Source organism: Halomicrobium mukohataei DSM 12286 (assembly GCF_000023965.1).
Taxonomy (GTDB): domain Archaea; phylum Halobacteriota; class Halobacteria; order Halobacteriales; family Haloarculaceae; genus Halomicrobium; species Halomicrobium mukohataei.
Genome location: NC_013202.1, coordinates 1 through 15,830 on the forward strand (window position 1 = coordinate 1; position 15,830 = coordinate 15,830).

Here is a 15,830-nt window from a genome sequence, read left to right on the forward strand (position 1 = left end):
GTCAGACAGTGATATGTGTCGGGTTAGACGGGTGAATGAGGCGTGACGATACCGGAACACATCGAGATCGATCAGCCCCTTCTCGATGGACGGTCCGTCGCGGCGGGGTTCCGGTCGAACGATCAGACGTGGTGTGACGGCCACAACCAGCTTCAGGGCCTTCTCAGGGTGTTGTACCCGGCCTATCGCGTCGAGTACACCTACGCCGTCGAGGGGCGGTTCCCGTGGTCGAGTCCGGCCCACGAACGCGAGTACGCGCTGCTCGACGGCCTCTGGGAGGACAACGACGCGGGACTGGCGATGCATCGCCACGCCGCAAGCGAGACGACGACGATCGATCCGCGGGCGCGCTACGGCGACGCGTCGGTGCCGACGGTCGCGCTCGGCTTCCACGGCGACGAAGCGCGAGCGGCGTCCGTGTTGCCGACCCAGCTCGAACACGAGCGCGAACGGATCGACCGGCAGATCGAGCGGTGGCACGAACAGGCCGACACAGAGGCCTCGGCGGGCAACCACACGAAGGCCCGGCGCTTCCGCGAGCAGGCCGACGCCTACGAGGGCGGCGATCCGCTTCGCGACCTCCGTGAGATCTACGGCTTGCCAGACGGTGTCGACGCCGACTCCTTCGAGGGCGTCGAGTCGATCGATCGAGTGTCTCTCCCCTTCTGGATCGCCGAACTCGGTGCCCAGGACCAGTCCGAACTGTGCTACGTCGCCGTCCGCCCGACCGACGAGGGCTGGGCGCGAGACACCATCACCTCCGTGGGCTGGCTCGAACAGTTCGTGGCGAGCCACCAGTCGGTGCTCGAATCGGACGGCCACTGGCTGGGTGCCGAGGACGTGGCCGTCGAGAGCACGCAAGACCGGATCGACCGTCGGCGCGAGGAGTCGGACGACCGGCCGGCTCGCAGGCAGGACGACGAGGTCGTCGACCCACCGGAGACGGAACTGCTCGACGCCCAGCGACTCGTCGATCCCAGTCCCGACCGGAGCTTCTCTGACGTGGGCGGGATGACGGCGCTGAAAGAGACGCTGGAGGAGAAGGTGCTGAAGCCCCTCGAACACCCCGAGCGCTACCGGGAATACGGGCTCAGTACCGTCGACGGCGTCCTGTTGCACGGGCCGCCGGGCTGTGGGAAGACCTACATCACGGGCGCGCTGGCGGGCGAACTCGGCCAGTCGTTCGTCCGCGTCTCGCCGGCCGATCTCTCCAGTAAGTACATGGGCGAACCCGCACAGAAGGTCCAGGAGCTGTTCGCCATCGCCAGGGCGAACCAGCCCTGCCTGGTCTTTCTCGACGAACTGGACGCGGTCACGGTCGCGCGGGACAACGACGACTCGAACCAGAGCGAGCAGGGAATGGTCAACCAGCTCCTGACGGAACTGGAAGGCGTCCGCGACGAGGACGTGGTCGTCGTCGGCGCGACCAACCACGTCGACGACATCGACAGCGCGATCCGGCGCTCTGGCCGCTTCGACGAGCGCATCGAGGTGCCGCCGCCCGACGCCGACGCCCGCCGCGAGATGCTCCGGGTCCACCTCGCCGGACGGCCCACGACCGAGGGCCTCGACCTGTCCGCGACCGTCTCCGCGACGGCGGGCTACGCCGCCAGCGACCTCGAACGCGTCGTCGACGAAGCGGCCCGCGCGGCGCTGGCAGACGACAGTCCGGTCGGGACCGACCACCTCCGGGCGGCCGCCGAGCGGACCGAGACGAGCATCGACGAGTGGATCGGCCGCTACGAGTTCGTCGCCGAGGAAACCGACGGGACGGGGACGGTCGTCCAGCCGTCGAGTGTCGACCACCTCCAGGCCGACGCGATCGTCAGCGGCGACGTGACTCGGACGTTCGACGACGTTGGCGGCATGACCGACCTGCAGACGACGCTCGAAGAGAAGGTACTGGAGCCACTACGCCAGCCCGAGCGGTTCGAACAGTACGGTCTCGAACCGACCAGCGGCGTCCTCCTGTACGGCCCGCCCGGCTGTGGGAAGACCTACATCACCGAGGCACTGGCGGGCGAACTCGATCACTTCTTCGTCGAGATCTCGCCGGCAGAGCTGGTCAGCAAGTGGATGGGCGAGCCCGCCCAGCGCGTCGCGGACCTGTTCGAGATCGCGCGAGCGAACCAGCCCTGCCTGGTCTTTCTCGACGAGATCGACGCGGTCGCGGGGAGTCGCGGCTCCAGCACGAACCAGAGCGGCCAACAGCTGGTCAATCAGCTGTTGACCGAGCTGGAGGCCATCTCCGACGAGAACGTGATCGTCGTCGGCGCGACCAACCTGATCGAGGACGTCGACGGTGCGATCCGGCGCTCTGGCCGCTTCGACGAGCGCGTCGAGGTGCCGCCGCCCGACGCCGACGCCCGCCGCGAGATCCTTCGGGTCCACCTCGCAGATCGCCCCGTCGCCGACGGCGTCGACTGGGATCGGCTGGCGACCGCCACGGACGGGTACGCCGCCAGCGACCTCGAACTCGTCGCCGACGAGGCCGCCCACCGCGCGCTGCGGGCCGGCGACAGCGTCGACACGACGCACCTCCTGGACGCCGTCGAACGCACAGAGTCGAGCCTGCGCCAGTGGGACGACGGCCAGCGCTACCAGCAGAGCGAGGACACGTCGGACCTCCGGTACTTCGGCTAGCGCGACGACGATTTTCGATCGCGAGTGTCGCTGTACAGCGACGGCGTCGGTAGCTGTCGAATCGCGTCAGCGAGTCCAGACCGGAACCACTATTGCAACGTGGTGGTACCACTAGGTTGTATGAGCGAATTCGAGCAGTTCAGCGACGTCGGTGAGGCGGAAGTCACACGCGCGATCGGGCAGGAGTGGACCGAGGAGTTCATGGACTTCTCGGACTCCGACGTGATCATCGTCGGCGGCGGCCCCTCCGGGCTGACCGCGGCCAAGGAACTGGCCGAGCGCGGCGTCCAGGTCATGGTCGTCGAGAAGAACAACTACCTCGGCGGGGGCTTCTGGCTTGGCGGGTTCCTGATGAACAAGGTCACCGTTCGAGACCCCGCACAGAACGTGCTGGACGAACTCGACGTGGACTACAAGCAGTCCCAGGACAGCGACGGACTCTACGTCGCCAACGGTCCCGAAGCCTGTTCCGGCCTGATCAAGGCCGCCTGTGACGCCGGTGCGAAGATGCAGAACATGACGGAGTTCACCGACATCGTCATCCGCGAGGACCACCGCGTCGGCGGGATCGTCATGAACTGGACGCCGGTCCACGCGCTGCCCCGCGAGATCACCTGCGTCGATCCGATCGCCGTCGAGGCCGACCTCGTCATCGACGCGACGGGCCACGACGCGATGGCCGTCAAAAAGCTCGACGAGCGAGGCGTCCTCAACGCGCCCGGTCTCGAAGAGGAAGCCAGCGGCATGGATTCCACCGGCGACGACACCTACGGCGCACCGGGCCACGACTCGCCCGGCCACGACTCGATGTGGGTCGGCAAGAGCGAGGACGCCGTCGTCGAGCACACCGGCCTCGCCCACGACGGCCTCATCGTCACCGGGATGGCCACCGCGACCACCTACGGGCTGCCCCGCATGGGTCCGACCTTCGGTGCCATGCTGCTCTCGGGCAAGCGCGCCGCACAGGCCGCGCTGGACGAACTCGAAGTCGACGCCGAACCGGTCGACGTGACGGCGACGAACGCGACCCCCGCGGACGATTAGGGAGAGCCTGAGCGAAGAGAAGGGTCTCCGACGCGACCGCGGAGCAAAGCGATGCGGGAGCAGCGAGAGGGGCGCTGTGAGCGTAGCGAACAGCGGTCCTCGTCAGTGCGAGCGGGAGTGAGCGAAGCGAACGACACGCGGGCAGAGAGAGGGGATCGTTACAGCTCGAACTCGCTGTCGTCGTCCTCTTCGGGAGCCTCCTCGAAGGCCTCTGGCGGTTGGCCGGCCTCGTCGACGACCTCGTCGGAGACGATCAGCGGGCAGTCGACGCGCAGCGCGATCGCGATGCCGTCGGAGGGGCGAGCGTCGAACACCATCTCTTTTCGTCGGTCGTCGAGGTACTGCTCGGTGTCGATCTTGGCGTAGAAGGTGCCGTCGGCCAGATCGTCGATCCGGACGCGATCGATCGCCGCACCGAACTCCGCGACCATCTCGACCATGAGGTCGTGGGTCAACGGCCGCTCGAACGGTTCGCCTTCGAGTGCCAGCTGCATCGACTGGGCCTGGTCGGAGCTGACGAAGATGGGGACGACCTCCTCGCGCGCACGCAAGAGAACGACCGGCGCGCCGGGACCTTCCTCACCGACGCCGATTCCGACGCCTTCCACCGTGGCCTCGTGTTCCATGTCCGACGGTTCGGTACGGAGGTATGAAAAGCTGTGCAGTGGGCCACAGATCGTGTTCAGATAAGCCGCTGCATCTTCTGAGTTGTAGACACCGAAAACCCTCGTACAGTTGCGGTCCCGCGACTCGCTGCGCGCGCTTCGCGTGCTTGCCGAGAGGGACTCTCCGAGTCCCTCTGGCCGTGCGAACGGGCGCTTTGCGCCCGTGAGCAGACTTCGTCGGGGTTCCCGCAACTGTACTCGCCCTTTCATCCGCCAGGGTTCAGACTGTGAGGCAGCCGAATCCTGGCGGATGAAAGGGCGAGGCGCAGTCCGGGGTTCTGCGGCGGCACTATCCGAACGGAGTGAGGATATCTGCCACAGAACCTCGGAGCGTGCCGAGGGCTTTCGGTGCTTCAGACTGCCTGCACCGATCTCTTATCTGAACACTACCGGGCCACACCGGCGAGTAGTTTAGGGGCGTGGCGACGAAAGCCGAGTCGTGAGCGACGAGTACCGGGTCGCGATCAAGCCCTCCGCCTGGCAGCGCTCGCGGGCGGTCGGCGAGTGGGTGAACCGCGACGGCGCTCGGCGGGGTTTCGCGTCGAAGGCGCTGGCCCGGGAGTGGGCCAGGGCGTGCTCGGGCCACGGCGTACACCTGTGGGTCCAGGACGCGCCGGACCGCGAGGATCGGCCGATCGACGGCTACCTCGTCGGCGGCGCGCGCGGGACCGACCGCGCTGCCGACGGGGGGAGACAGCAGTCACTCGCCGAGGGGACCGACAATCCCGGTTAATGCGAGTTGATTGGGAACGTAAAACCGGTTGAAGCGGCTTAATCCGGCGGGATTCGACAGTAACGCGTCCCCCCTTCAAGTCCCATCGGCGGCGTAGGTGAGCCCGGAGACAACGACGATGCAACTCAAGACAATCGCCACGCTGGTGCTGGCCGTCGCCCTCGTCACGGGCTCGGCGGCAGCACTGCCCGGCAACGCACCTGCACAGGCCGACGACCACGCCGATACCGACGCGGCGGACGCGAACGCCGATCGCGACGCGGACTCCGCCGAGAGTGACGACGCCGACGGTGCGGCGAACGAATCTGCCGACGCCGACCGCGGCCCGCCCGCCGACGTGCCCGGTGACGACCGACGCGGTCCGCCCGCGGACACGCCCGCACAGGTCCCCGACTTCGTCGGTGAGATCCACTCGCTGATCGGCCAGCACGTCGATGGGGCGCTGGACGGCTCGCTGGGCGAGCAGATCAGCGACGCGACGCCGGACGACGAGAGCGACGACGCGGACATCGACGACGCAGACAGCGACGAGCAGACCGACGCGGACGCCTAAGCCGACCGTCCCCGCTGATACGGACGCCGACCGAGCGCGACGTTTTTTACCACAGCGACCCTCGGTCCGGATATGGCAGAGTCCTCCGACCGCATCGACACGAGCGACCTGCGTGACGGCCTCGAACTGAACCGCTGGCAAGCGATCAAGGCCGTCACTCCGTTCCTGTTGCTCGGACTGGCGGATCTCGTCCTGTTGCTCCAGTGGGGGCTCGACCCACTCTGGGGGTTCATGATCCTGCCGCCGATCCTCTTTATCAGCGTGCTGGCCTGGATCGCCTTCCGGACGGGCTTCACCAAAGAACGGACACAGACGGCGGCAAAAGAGTAGCCCGCTACGACGAGAACAGGTCGTCGACGGCCGCCTGCGCTGCCAGTGCCGCGTCGTCGGCGACGCGTGACTCGTCGTGTCGACCGTCGGGCGCGTTCAGATACACGTCTACGTCGAGGACGCCGTCCTCGAACGAGACGGTCACGTCGAGGTCCTCGACAGCACCGGTGTCGTATCGCGAGAAGACGACGTCTTCGGCAGCCGTCGCGGCGGTCTCGACGACCGCCTCGTCGGTGGGGTCGTCACTGTGCGACTGATCGGTCGACATTTACGCGCCGCCAGCGCCGCCCGGACCGGGTGCGCCGCCGGGACCGCCACCGCCCCCCAGCATCTGCTGGAGCTCGCTCTGGAGGTCCTCGAACTGCTCGCGGACGCGCTCTTCCTGCTTTTCGAGGGTCTCGGTTCGGATCTCCAGTTCGTCGACCTTCTCTTCGAGGTCCTCGACGGCCTCGGCGTAGTCGGTCTTGACGAGCAGTTCGCCGACCTCGCGGTACATCGTCGAGTCTTCGTCGATGTCGTCGAGTTCGTCGAGCGCCGTCTGGGACTCCTGAAGCTGTGTCTCGGCCTGCTGCTTCTGGGCTGCGACCTGCTGTGCGGTCTCCTGAAGGTCCTGTAGCTCTTCGAGTTTCTCCTGTGCTTCCGGCGGCAGATTACCCTGCATACCCACCACCTCGGGTGCCGCACTGAAAAACCATTGCTTTCGGTGCAGGCGTGTCGAATCCCGGGCCGGCTCGTTACTCGGGATACAGTTCGACGCGTTCGTCGATGCCCTCGATGCGGGCCACGTCGGCCTCGTCGAGCGTGAGGTCGGTCGCGGCGAGGTTCGCTCGCAGGTGGGCCGGCGAGGAGGCCTTGGGGATCGTCACGACGTTGTCGTGAGAACACAGCCACGCGATCGCGACGGTGGCTGGCGAGGAGTTGTACTTGTCCGCGATATCTTCGAGGACCGGGTCGTCGAAGACCTTCCCGCCGGCCAGGGGCGAGTACGCGACGAGCGGGTAGTCGTGTTCCTGGGCGTGGGTCAGGAGCTCGTCCTGCCGGAAGTAGGGGTGGAACTCGACCTGGTGGGCCGCGATCGGTGCGTCGAGGTGCGTGCGTGCCGTTCGCAGCTGGTCGGGCTCGAAGTTCGAGAGCGCGACCGCCCGCGTCAGGCCCGCGTCGGCGACCGCGTCGAGCGCCGACAGCGTGCTCGCCGGCTCGTAGTCGCCGCGCGGGCGGTGGACGTAGAGGAGGTCGACGGCGTCCAGACCGAGCCGATCGAGACTCGCCTCGGTACCGGGACGGACGTCGTCGGCGGCGAGACGGTCGATCCACAGCTTCGTCGCGACCGTCAGCTCGTCCCGAGCGACCGGGCTGGCCGCGATGGCGTCCCCGACCGTGGCCTCGTTCTCGTAGATCTGTGCCGTATCGAGGTGGCGGTACCCCAGTTCGATGGCGCGCGCGATCGGGTCGGTCTCGTCGATACCCATCGTCCCGAGGCCGACGGCTGGCAGGTCCATACGACCACTACCGAAGGGGACAACTAGTGTCTGGCGGTGCTATCGGAGGACTTCGTCGACGTGTTCGGCCCACTTCTCGACGGTCGGCTGGCCCCAGTAGTGGACCGATTCGCTCCGGCGGTCGAAGTCGAGCACGCCCTTCTCGTCGAGTCGCGGGAGGTGGACCTCCACCAGGTCCGTCCGGACGGCAGACACCGATACGACATCGAGACAGTCACGACCCATGCCGCGCTGTGTGACCGCCGTGGCGAGGGCCTCGACCGTCGCCGACGACGCCTCGGTGTCGACGAAGTGCAGGACGACCGCGCGTCGACGCCAGTCTGCGAGCAGTTCGAACACGTCGTCGATCATCGGCACGGTGAGACCGCGATCGCGGGGCGTCATCCCACGCCACTCGTCGCCGTCGGGTTCGCCAGTGGGCTGGTTGGTCATGGGTCAAGCACTCAGTTGTAACACTCCCGGGTGCCAATAACTAGCCACCTAGGTGGCTAGGCTATCGGTCGGCCAACAGGACCGCGCGTCGTCCGGTGGCGCGATACTACCGATCGAGCACGCCAGCGAGGAGGTTCCGCTCTGCTCGGCGGAGGTGCTGGTGGAGTGTCGGCGAGGCGATGCCCAGCGAGTCCGCGAGCTCCTCGGCGGTCGTCTCGCGAGGCCAGTCGTAGTAGCCCGAGAGGTACGCGGCCCGGAGGACCTCTCGTTGGCGGTCGGTCAGCGGCGACAGCGGCGACCGTTCACCGTCGCTTTCGGGCTGGGTCCGCTTGCGCTTGGAGACGAGCGTCACGTCCGGGAACCACCGTTCGACGACGGTCTGGACCGATCGGAGGTCCGCGTCGCCGGTCGTCTCGACAACGAGGCGAGCCCCGCCGGGATCGATCTCGGTCTCGACGAGACGGGCACCCACCTCTGCGAGCTCCGTCCCCGGCGACGACGGTCCGTGGAGTTCGACGAGAGAGTCCCCGTCGGTCCGGGTCACCGCCGCGTCGTCGACGAGCTCGGACTCGCAGACCGTGTCGACCACCGTACTGGGGGCGGCTCCGTCGACCCGGAGGTACTGCACCACGCCGTCGCTGGTCTCGACGACGCCGGCCGTTTCGAGCGTACAGTCACAGCTTCGCGCGACCCGGACGAGACAGGCGTCGTCGCTGTCGGAGCGAAACGCCAGCCTGAGCGGGGCCTCGTGCTGGAGCAGCCGCTTGTTCTGGATCGCCGTGAGAGCGAGCCCGATCGTCTCCCCGAGGACGGCGAAGCTACGTGCGATGCGCTCGCTGAACGCGTCCGGTTCGGTCGCGTACACGGCGAGGATGCCGTGGGTCGTCTCGCCGTGACAGAGCGGGGTGACGATCACCGCCTCGAAGCCAGCAGCCGGTGCTCGCTCTGGCCGGGGCGAGAACGCCGCCAGCGATCGCGTGTCCGAGACGACCTGTACCTCGCCGGTGCGGTAGGCACGAGCGACCGGAGCGGCATCCGCCCCGTCGTCGGCGCGGAGCTCGACATCGTCGAGGTGCTCGGTCCACGCACCGGCGCTGGTCAGCGGGACGATCACGTCGTCGCCACCGTGGCGCTCGCCGATCCAGGCCAGTCCGTAACGACCCGACTCGACCAGCCGATCACAGACGGTCTGCCGGAGTTCGATGGTGCTGGCAGCGGTGCCAAGCGCGCCGATGATGTCCTGTACCAGTACGTTCGTCCGGCTCAGCGTCGAGAGTTCGTCTCGCTGGGACTCGATCCGGCGGGTCCGCTCGCGGCGTTCGGTCACGTCGCGCGCGACTCCCATCAGACCGCCGTAACTGTCCCCGCCGGTCGACAGGAGCGTGTAGTGGATCGACAGCTCGCGATCCTCGCCGTCGCGGGTCCGGAAGGTCATGTCGACTTCCGCGCCGTCGGTGTCGGGGTCGTCGAGCAGCGCCTGGACGGTGCGCTGGCCGGCCACCAGTTCGCCGGGAGCGAGCATCTCGGACGCGTGCATCCCGATCAGCTCTCCGCGTTCGTAGCCCAGCATCGCCGCGAACGACTCGTTACAGAAGTCGACGACGCCGTTGTGATCGAGCGTGTACAGGCCGTCGCGCGCCTGTTCGACCAGCAACGCGAGCAGTCGCCGCCGCGTCTCGCGACGGACGCGGTCCGTGATGTCCTCGAACTGCTCGATCGTGATTCCGTCTCCCACACTCTCGAGGCGATGTCGCTGGTGGACGTAGTAGCGGGTGCCAGTGGGGGTGGCAACGACCACCGAGTGGTTCTCGACCGGCCCATCCCGAGGGCCGATGTCGCGGCGGCCACCGTCGTCGGGCTCCGCCGAGACGATCGCGTCCAGTCGCGCGTAGAAGTCCTCCGTCTCCGGGATCGAGCGCTCGATCCGATCGACGGGAAAGAGCGCTTCGAAGCTGTGGTTCGACCAGCGCACGCGGCCCTCGTCGTCGACGGCGAACAGTGCGCTGCCTTCGGTCACCTCCCGACAGATCGTCGAGAGAGCACTCCCACGCGCGTCTTCGAAGGCGTCGGGGAACTGTCCGACGAGCGTCTCGATCTTCTCTGCGAGGAGAGACGCCGCGTCCGCGGTCTCGCGTTCGACGATCGTCTCGACTCGGCGTGTCGTCTCCGCTGGGATCGTCGCCGGGTCCGCGCTCGCGTACAGCACCGACGGACAGTCGACGGCATCGAGGAGCGCGCTGCGTCGGTCCGCCTCGATACCGTCGGTCACGACGAGCCCGTCCCACGATTCGGACTCGGCGGCCGTGACCGCCTCGACGCCGGTCTCGTGGTGTAGGCGACAGTCGGCGAGGCGAGCGGCGAGCCGGTCGGCGACGCTGTCGGTCGGCGTGTCGACGTAGAGCACTCGCTTTCCGTCGCTCGTCTCCGATCCGGACCCGGTTTCGCCGGTCATAGTACCCACCCCGCTGTGATTATCTCAGTGAACACCTCCTTCTGTGTACACATAACTATTTCCACAAACGATCGACTGGCGAAGGCAACGGGCGGAGCGACACTCGCGGAGTCTGGCGGCGCTACGGGACGGTGCCGGCGGTCCGTTCGGCGACGGCGACGAGGGTCGCCCAGGTGTTACAGCCGGCACGGAGCGCCACGAGATCGGCAGCGGTGATCTCGACGACGACTGTCGCCCCGTCTCGACGGAGCGTGGCGGTCGTCCGCTCCCCGCCGATCTCGCCGATCTCCGGGCGGACGCTGCGTGCGACGCGGCGTGCCTGCTGGTCGTCGTCGTACTCGAAAGAGAGAACGGCTTCGTGATCCACGCTACTTGACGTCGACTTCCTTGACGTCGCGCGACCGCTCTTTCAGCAGCACCCGGTGACCGCAGTACGGACAGCGAACGCCGCCGTACTCGTCGAGCGTCACGTCACGCTTACAGCGGGAACACTTGTAGCTCATTACTCGTCCTCGTCTTCGGCGAGCGCAGCGCGGATCGAACGGGTGACGGTCTTCCCACCGGGGGTCTCCGGACGGTACGTGCCGCCAGTGTACTTGTATCCACAGTAGCTACACTCCCAGATGCCGGTCCCCTTGCGGTCGACGCGGTCTTTGCCACATTCGGGACAGGCGTGGTCGTCTCGCATGTCGTCCTCGATCTCGGCGACGCGGCGGCGGGCGACCCGGCCGTACCGTGCGCCGAAGCGACCGGCACTTCCGGTTCGTCCCTTGTCTTTGGCCATAGTATCGTACTGTCGGCCCAGGACTTTCATAAACCTGTTGAGTTTGGACCGACCGCGGGACCCGGACTCCCCACTGGCCACCGCCCCGATCCGATCGAGTCGTCGGCCGACGCCGCGTTCGACACGCCACGCTTATTTATTAGACCCGTCTAATACTACCCGACTGACTCATGTTCGTCCACGCGGAGCTACCGAACGTCAACCGCGAGGTGAGAGCGTGACCGGATTCGTCGAGATCGTCGCGGTCGCGATGATCGCGCAGTTGAGCGTGTTGCCCGGTGAGAAAGTCCAGTTCATCATCGCCGGCCTCTCGACGAAGTACAATCCACTGGTCGTCGTCGCGGCGGCCGGGAGTGCCTTCGCGGGCTGGACGGCCCTGGAGATCGCCTTCGGAGCGGCCATCCAGGCAGCGCTGCCGGGCGTCTACCTCGATGCCTTCACCGCCGGAATGTTCCTCCTGTTTGCCGTCCTGCTCTACCGGTCCGCCCCGACGACGGGAGCCCAGCCGGAGCCGGCGGCGATCGCCGACGGTGACGGGGCTGGGGCCGACCACCGTACCGACGGCGGGACCGCGACCGTCGACCTGCCCGAGGTTGTCACGCTCGCGGGCCGTGAGTTCACCGTCCCCGACCGTTTCGGGAGTTTCCTCCCCATCTTCCTCCTGATGGCGGCCGGCGAGTTCGGCGACAAGACCCAGCTAATCACGATCACGCTCGCGGCCGAGTACGGTGCGACGGCGGCGATCTGGGCCGGCGAGATGCTGGCGATCGTCCCGGTGAGCCTGCTGAACGCCTACTTCTTCTACACCTTCTCGCACCGGTTCGACCTGCGGAAGGCCCACCTCTTCGGAGCGATCCTGTTCGGCTTCTTCGGGCTGGATACGGTGCTTTCGATCCTGACCGGATTCTCGATCTGGGAGACGATCGTCGACGCGCTCACGACGGCGCTGCTGGCCGTCGTCTAGTCCTGGAGGTCCGCCTCGGCCAGCGCGTCGTTGAGGTCTGCCCGGACGCGTTCGCCGAGTTCTCGGTCGCCGGCCGTCGTCACGATACGGTTCTCCTGAACGCTGGAGCCGTCCCGAATCAACAGTCTGACGTTGCCGTGTTCGTCCGCTCGGGTCGCCTTGGCGCGCACGCCGGTCCGCGATCCCGACCCACCGGCGTCGATCGGCCCCGGAATCACCTTCTTGACGTGAGGGTGGGCGGCGACCGTCTGGATGGCTCGCTTGCCGGCCCGGCCACCGACGAGCGTCGAGTGTGAGCCGCCGAGTTTCTCCTCCGGGGCGGCGTCGACGACCTCCAGTGCCGGCTCGCCGCGTCGCTCCAGGACGTGTTCGACCGGCTGATCGCCGTCGACGCGATAGAACGGGTAGTGGAGCTGACTGCGGACGGCCCCCACCACGTCGCGATCGCCGGTGACGTACACCTCTTCGGGCCGCTTACGGCGTACGTCGTCGGCGACGAGTCCCGCGAAGTTGCGCAGTTCGACGACGCCGGTCTCGCCGCCCGCTTCCGGCGTCGTCGTGATCGTCCGTGCGGCCACGACCGTCTCGTCGGCGAGTGCGGTGACCGTCGCCCGCTCGCGGTCGAGTTCGAGGACGACCACGTCCGTGTTCGCCGACCGACAGACAAGGCAGTAATCGCCCGGTCGGTCGAGTTCGGAGCCACACTGCCGACACGACATACAAGCGTTTCGGGGATACGAACGCAAAAGCGAGGCGGTTCGACCGGGCGACCCGAGCGGTGCTAGGCCCGTTACAACTGGGCCGGATCGCGCTTCAGGTACTCACGGAGCAGGACCGTCGCGTAGCTGCCTTTCGGCAGCGAGAACGCGAACTCGACCGCGTCCCCGTCGCGTCGCCGGACGTCGATCTGGCTCCGGACCTGAACCGCACGCCGGGTTCCCGACGAGTCGAACTCACCGGGGAGCGCGAAGTCGGTCGGTTCGAGTTCGGCGTCGGCGAGCACCGCGCGTTCGATCTCGCCGGGTTCGCCCTCTGCCAGCTCCGTCTCGGTCCCGACGAGGGGAGCAGTGACGAACGCCCGGCCCCGCTCGCAGTGTCGCTCGACGGTGTCGACGCGCCCGGCAGTGACCCGCTGTGTGCGGTCGGTGTCGGGGAGCGGGAGGCCGTCTGGCGCGTCGCTATCGGCGAAACAGACCACGTCGCCAGCGACGGGGCGGTCGAAGGGAAGCCCGCGGTCGAGGCGTTCCGAGAGGACGCGGTTGAACAGGTACGACTGGGCGGCGTTGACGAAGAGCGTCTGGAGGTTCGTCGGCAGCGTCTCCAGCGCGCTCCGGAACGCCGCTGGGGAGGCGTCGTCGGCGTCGGCCAGACTGTGACAGAGCGCCCGCTCGTACCCCAGCGCTCGCGGGAACCGCTCCAGTGCCCCCTCCCAGTCGTGGGTCTCTTCGACGTAGGCCCGTGCCGCCTGTGTCGCCTCGGGCTCGCGCTCGTTTGGGTTCCCGAGGTAGGCCATCACCGCGCCCTCCCAGTCGTTCCGGACGATCGCCAGCCCGACCTCGTGGGTGATCGGGCGCTTGCTGCCGAAGCGTTGCTGACCGAAGTAGTTCGGCACCGCGACCGTCGGCTCGTCGGCGGCGTCGGCGCTGCCGGCGAACTCGCGCAGTTGCTCGGTGATCCCGTCGACGCCGTCGGGGCGGTCCACCTCCCGGACGATGATCTCGAAGGCGTTGCCGGCGAGGTCGCCGAACAGCACCGGTCGTCCCGCCCGCCCGACGACGTCGATCTCCGCGCCGTCGATCTCGGGCACGTCGGCCGCGTCCGCGTCGGCGATCGAGAACAGCTGGGTCGTCACGGCCCGCTTGTCTTTCGTCCCCGCCCACGAGACGCGCTCCCGAGAGATGCCGAGACGATCCGACAGCGCCGACGCGAAGTCGTTCGTGTCCCAGTTGTGCAGCGTCGCGCGCACGACGAGGTGAGCGTACGCGCCGCTGTCGGCGTCGGCGGGTTCGGCCTCGAACGCCTCCAGTTCCCGGACCGCGAAGTCCTCGGGCGAGGCACGGAGTCGGCCACCGATGCCGTCGCCGTCGCTGACGTAGTAGCGCATTCCGACGGCCTGCTCGATCGGCTGGGCTGGGCGCATGGTCTGCTGGGCTCTCGCCGCGGCGCGCACATAGGGCTAGCGGTGCGACTCCGGAGAGAGCGAGACGCGGATCTCACAGTGCAACGGACGACGAACAAAAGGGAGACGAATCGTCTACCGCGCGCCTTCGAAGTCGTCGTAGCCGGTGATGTCGACCCCGTCGCCGGTGACGGTGGCGACGTAGACGCCGTTGCCCGAGCCGGTGTCGCGCTCGGTCGCCGCGTACACGGCCTCGACGGCCAGTTCCTCTGCCTCCTCCATCGAGAGGTCGTCGTGGTAGCGGTCTTCGAGCTTCCCGTGGGCGACCTGCATCCCGCTGCCGGTGACGGTGTAGTCGTCTTCCATGACCCCGCCCGCCGGGTCGATGCTGTAGACGTGGCTACCCTCCTCGTCGACGCCCCCGAGGATGGGGTTGATCGCGAAGAAGGGACCACCGCGGGCGAAGTTACCCGCCAGCGTCGCCAGTGCGGAGATGCTCATCGGCTCGCCGCGGCGGACCTCGTAGAGATCGGACTCAGAGCGCAGCGTCCGAATGAACGACTGCGCGCCGCCGACGCTGCCCACGAGGGTGAGCGCGGCCGACGGGTGGATCTGCTCGACCTTCTGGACCGACTTGTTCGAGACGAAGCGACCGCCAAGCGAGGCTCGCATGTCCGTCGCGATGACGACGCCGCCGTCGGTCGTGATGCCGATGGTCGTCGTGCCGGTCTTCGCGACGGCGTCGCCGTCGCCGGCGTCGGCGTCCATGTCGTCGAACGATGCGAGTTCCGGTTCGTAGGGGTTCGCGTCGAGGTTCTTCATACCAGGGAGGTCGGGGAACTTACTCATCGTCATCACCTTCGAGTTCCAGCTCGGTAACTCGTTCGGCGATCTCGTCCTCCGAGAGCGCCGTGAACTGCTCGGACTCGACGTCGATCGTGGCTACGTCGACGCCCGTCGCGTCGAGGCCGTCGTCGCTGACCGATCCCAGCGCTCGCAGCGCCAGCGAGAGTCCGGCTTCGAGGTCCATGCCCTCGTCGTACTCCTCTTCGAGGAACGTCTGGATCTCGTCGCGGTCGCCGCCGATCGCGACGGCCTGCCACTCGTAGGGGGTCCCCGACGGGTCGGTCTCGAAGAGGCGCGGTTCGCCGTCCTCGATACCGCCGACCAGCAGCGCGACGCCGAACGGGCGTGCGCCGCCGGTCTGGGTGTACTGCTGGATGTAGTCGGTGACTTCCTTGGTGAGCGATTCGACGCCGATCTCCTCGCCGTAGCGCAGGTGGTTGACCTGGGCCTGTCGACGCGCCAGGTCGATCAGCTGGCGGGCGTCGGCGACGTGGCCCGCGCTGGCGATGCCGACGTGGTCGTCGGCCTTGTGGATCTTCTCGATGCTGTCACGTTCCAGCAGCGGGGAACGGGCGTGTCGGTCGGCGGCCAGCACGACGCCGTCTGCCGTGCGGACCCCGACACTCGCCGTGCCGCGCTTGACTGCTTCGCGTGCGTACTCGACCTGGTAGAGGCGTCCGTCCGGGGAGAAGATAGTGATCCCTCGGTCGTACGCCTGCTGTTGATTTTGTCCTTGCATTGGCTTCGTTCACCTTGGGTAAGGGGC

General features: G+C 67.6%; 19 protein-coding genes. 6 read left to right on the top strand and 13 right to left on the bottom strand.

Annotated elements, in window-relative coordinates; genetic code table 11:
* Positions 1 to 42: 42 nt before the first annotated feature.
* A complete protein-coding gene (locus HMUK_RS00005) occupies positions 43 to 2,643 on the top strand; it encodes an AAA family ATPase (RefSeq protein ID WP_012807545.1) in 2,601 nt (866 codons plus the stop codon).
* Between the two features lie 120 nt (positions 2,644 to 2,763).
* Positions 2,764 to 3,687, top strand: a complete 924-nt coding sequence (locus tag HMUK_RS00010; protein ID WP_012807546.1) for a sulfide-dependent adenosine diphosphate thiazole synthase — start codon at positions 2,764 to 2,766, stop codon at positions 3,685 to 3,687.
* A gap of 158 nt (positions 3,688 to 3,845) precedes the next feature.
* Here HMUK_RS00010 and HMUK_RS00015 read toward each other — a convergent pair whose 3' ends face one another.
* Positions 3,846 to 4,313, bottom strand: coding sequence for a bifunctional nuclease family protein (locus HMUK_RS00015; RefSeq protein ID WP_049940678.1), 468 nt, complete (start codon positions 4,311 to 4,313; stop codon positions 3,846 to 3,848).
* A gap of 478 nt (positions 4,314 to 4,791) precedes the next feature.
* Between HMUK_RS00015 and HMUK_RS00020 the strand changes: the two genes are divergently transcribed.
* From HMUK_RS00020 to HMUK_RS00030, 3 genes are all read left to right on the top strand, one after another.
* Entirely contained in the window at positions 4,792 to 5,085 is a 294-nt protein-coding gene (locus HMUK_RS00020; RefSeq protein WP_012807548.1) for a hypothetical protein, read from the top strand.
* Between the two features lie 118 nt (positions 5,086 to 5,203).
* Positions 5,204 to 5,638 carry a hypothetical protein gene (locus HMUK_RS00025; protein WP_012807549.1) on the top strand — a complete coding sequence of 145 codons (435 nt, stop codon included), beginning with the start codon at positions 5,204 to 5,206 and terminating at the stop codon, positions 5,636 to 5,638.
* Positions 5,639 to 5,710: 72 nt separating this feature from the next.
* Positions 5,711 to 5,968, top strand: a complete 258-nt coding sequence (locus HMUK_RS00030; protein WP_012807550.1) for a hypothetical protein — start codon at positions 5,711 to 5,713, stop codon at positions 5,966 to 5,968.
* 4 nt (positions 5,969 to 5,972) lie between these two features.
* On the opposite strand, the gene HMUK_RS00035 is transcribed toward HMUK_RS00030, so the two are convergent.
* The 8 genes from HMUK_RS00035 to HMUK_RS00070 form a co-directional block, all read right to left on the bottom strand.
* Positions 5,973 to 6,236 carry a hypothetical protein gene (locus HMUK_RS00035; RefSeq protein ID WP_012807551.1) on the bottom strand — a complete coding sequence of 88 codons (264 nt, stop codon included), beginning with the start codon at positions 6,234 to 6,236 and terminating at the stop codon, positions 5,973 to 5,975.
* Positions 6,237 to 6,629, bottom strand: coding sequence for a prefoldin subunit beta (locus HMUK_RS00040; RefSeq protein WP_012807552.1), 393 nt, complete (start codon positions 6,627 to 6,629; stop codon positions 6,237 to 6,239).
* A gap of 73 nt (positions 6,630 to 6,702) precedes the next feature.
* Complete coding sequence (locus tag HMUK_RS00045) at positions 6,703 to 7,467, bottom strand: aldo/keto reductase (RefSeq protein WP_012807553.1); 765 nt, start codon at positions 7,465 to 7,467, stop codon at positions 6,703 to 6,705.
* A gap of 39 nt (positions 7,468 to 7,506) precedes the next feature.
* Positions 7,507 to 7,899: a DUF7344 domain-containing protein gene (locus tag HMUK_RS00050; protein WP_012807554.1), complete on the bottom strand. Its 393-nt coding sequence runs from the start codon at positions 7,897 to 7,899 to the stop codon at positions 7,507 to 7,509.
* A 106-nt stretch (positions 7,900 to 8,005) separates the two neighbouring features.
* Positions 8,006 to 10,351 carry a bacterio-opsin activator domain-containing protein gene (locus tag HMUK_RS00055; protein WP_012807555.1) on the bottom strand — a complete coding sequence of 782 codons (2,346 nt, stop codon included), beginning with the start codon at positions 10,349 to 10,351 and terminating at the stop codon, positions 8,006 to 8,008.
* A gap of 121 nt (positions 10,352 to 10,472) precedes the next feature.
* Positions 10,473 to 10,718, bottom strand: a complete 246-nt coding sequence (locus HMUK_RS00060) for a KEOPS complex subunit Pcc1 (RefSeq protein WP_012807556.1) — start codon at positions 10,716 to 10,718, stop codon at positions 10,473 to 10,475.
* 1 nt (position 10,719) lies between these two features.
* Entirely contained in the window at positions 10,720 to 10,854 is a 135-nt protein-coding gene (locus tag HMUK_RS00065; protein WP_012807557.1) for a DNA-directed RNA polymerase subunit P, read from the bottom strand.
* A complete protein-coding gene (locus tag HMUK_RS00070; RefSeq protein WP_049940679.1) occupies positions 10,854 to 11,135 on the bottom strand; it encodes a 50S ribosomal protein L37ae in 282 nt (93 codons plus the stop codon). The genes HMUK_RS00065 and HMUK_RS00070 overlap by 1 nt, the downstream gene beginning before the upstream one ends.
* A gap of 217 nt (positions 11,136 to 11,352) precedes the next feature.
* Here HMUK_RS00070 and HMUK_RS00075 point away from each other — a divergent pair, with 217 nt between their 5' ends.
* Positions 11,353 to 12,099, top strand: coding sequence for a TMEM165/GDT1 family protein (locus HMUK_RS00075; protein WP_012807559.1), 747 nt, complete (start codon positions 11,353 to 11,355; stop codon positions 12,097 to 12,099).
* Here the strand turns inward: HMUK_RS00075 and HMUK_RS00080 are convergent.
* The 4 genes from HMUK_RS00080 to psmA form a co-directional block, all read right to left on the bottom strand.
* Positions 12,096 to 12,818, bottom strand: coding sequence for a DUF2103 domain-containing protein (locus HMUK_RS00080; RefSeq protein ID WP_012807560.1), 723 nt, complete (start codon positions 12,816 to 12,818; stop codon positions 12,096 to 12,098). The genes HMUK_RS00075 and HMUK_RS00080 overlap by 4 nt on opposite strands.
* A 71-nt stretch (positions 12,819 to 12,889) precedes the next feature.
* Positions 12,890 to 14,239, bottom strand: a complete 1,350-nt coding sequence (gene truD, locus HMUK_RS00085) for a tRNA pseudouridine(13) synthase TruD (RefSeq protein WP_012807561.1) — start codon at positions 14,237 to 14,239, stop codon at positions 12,890 to 12,892.
* A gap of 114 nt (positions 14,240 to 14,353) precedes the next feature.
* Positions 14,354 to 15,067 carry an archaeal proteasome endopeptidase complex subunit beta gene (gene psmB, locus HMUK_RS00090; protein WP_012807562.1) on the bottom strand — a complete coding sequence of 238 codons (714 nt, stop codon included), beginning with the start codon at positions 15,065 to 15,067 and terminating at the stop codon, positions 14,354 to 14,356.
* A complete protein-coding gene (psmA, locus tag HMUK_RS00095; protein WP_012807563.1) occupies positions 15,060 to 15,803 on the bottom strand; it encodes an archaeal proteasome endopeptidase complex subunit alpha in 744 nt (247 codons plus the stop codon). The genes psmB and psmA overlap by 8 nt, the downstream gene beginning before the upstream one ends.
* Positions 15,804 to 15,830 lie beyond the last annotated feature (27 nt).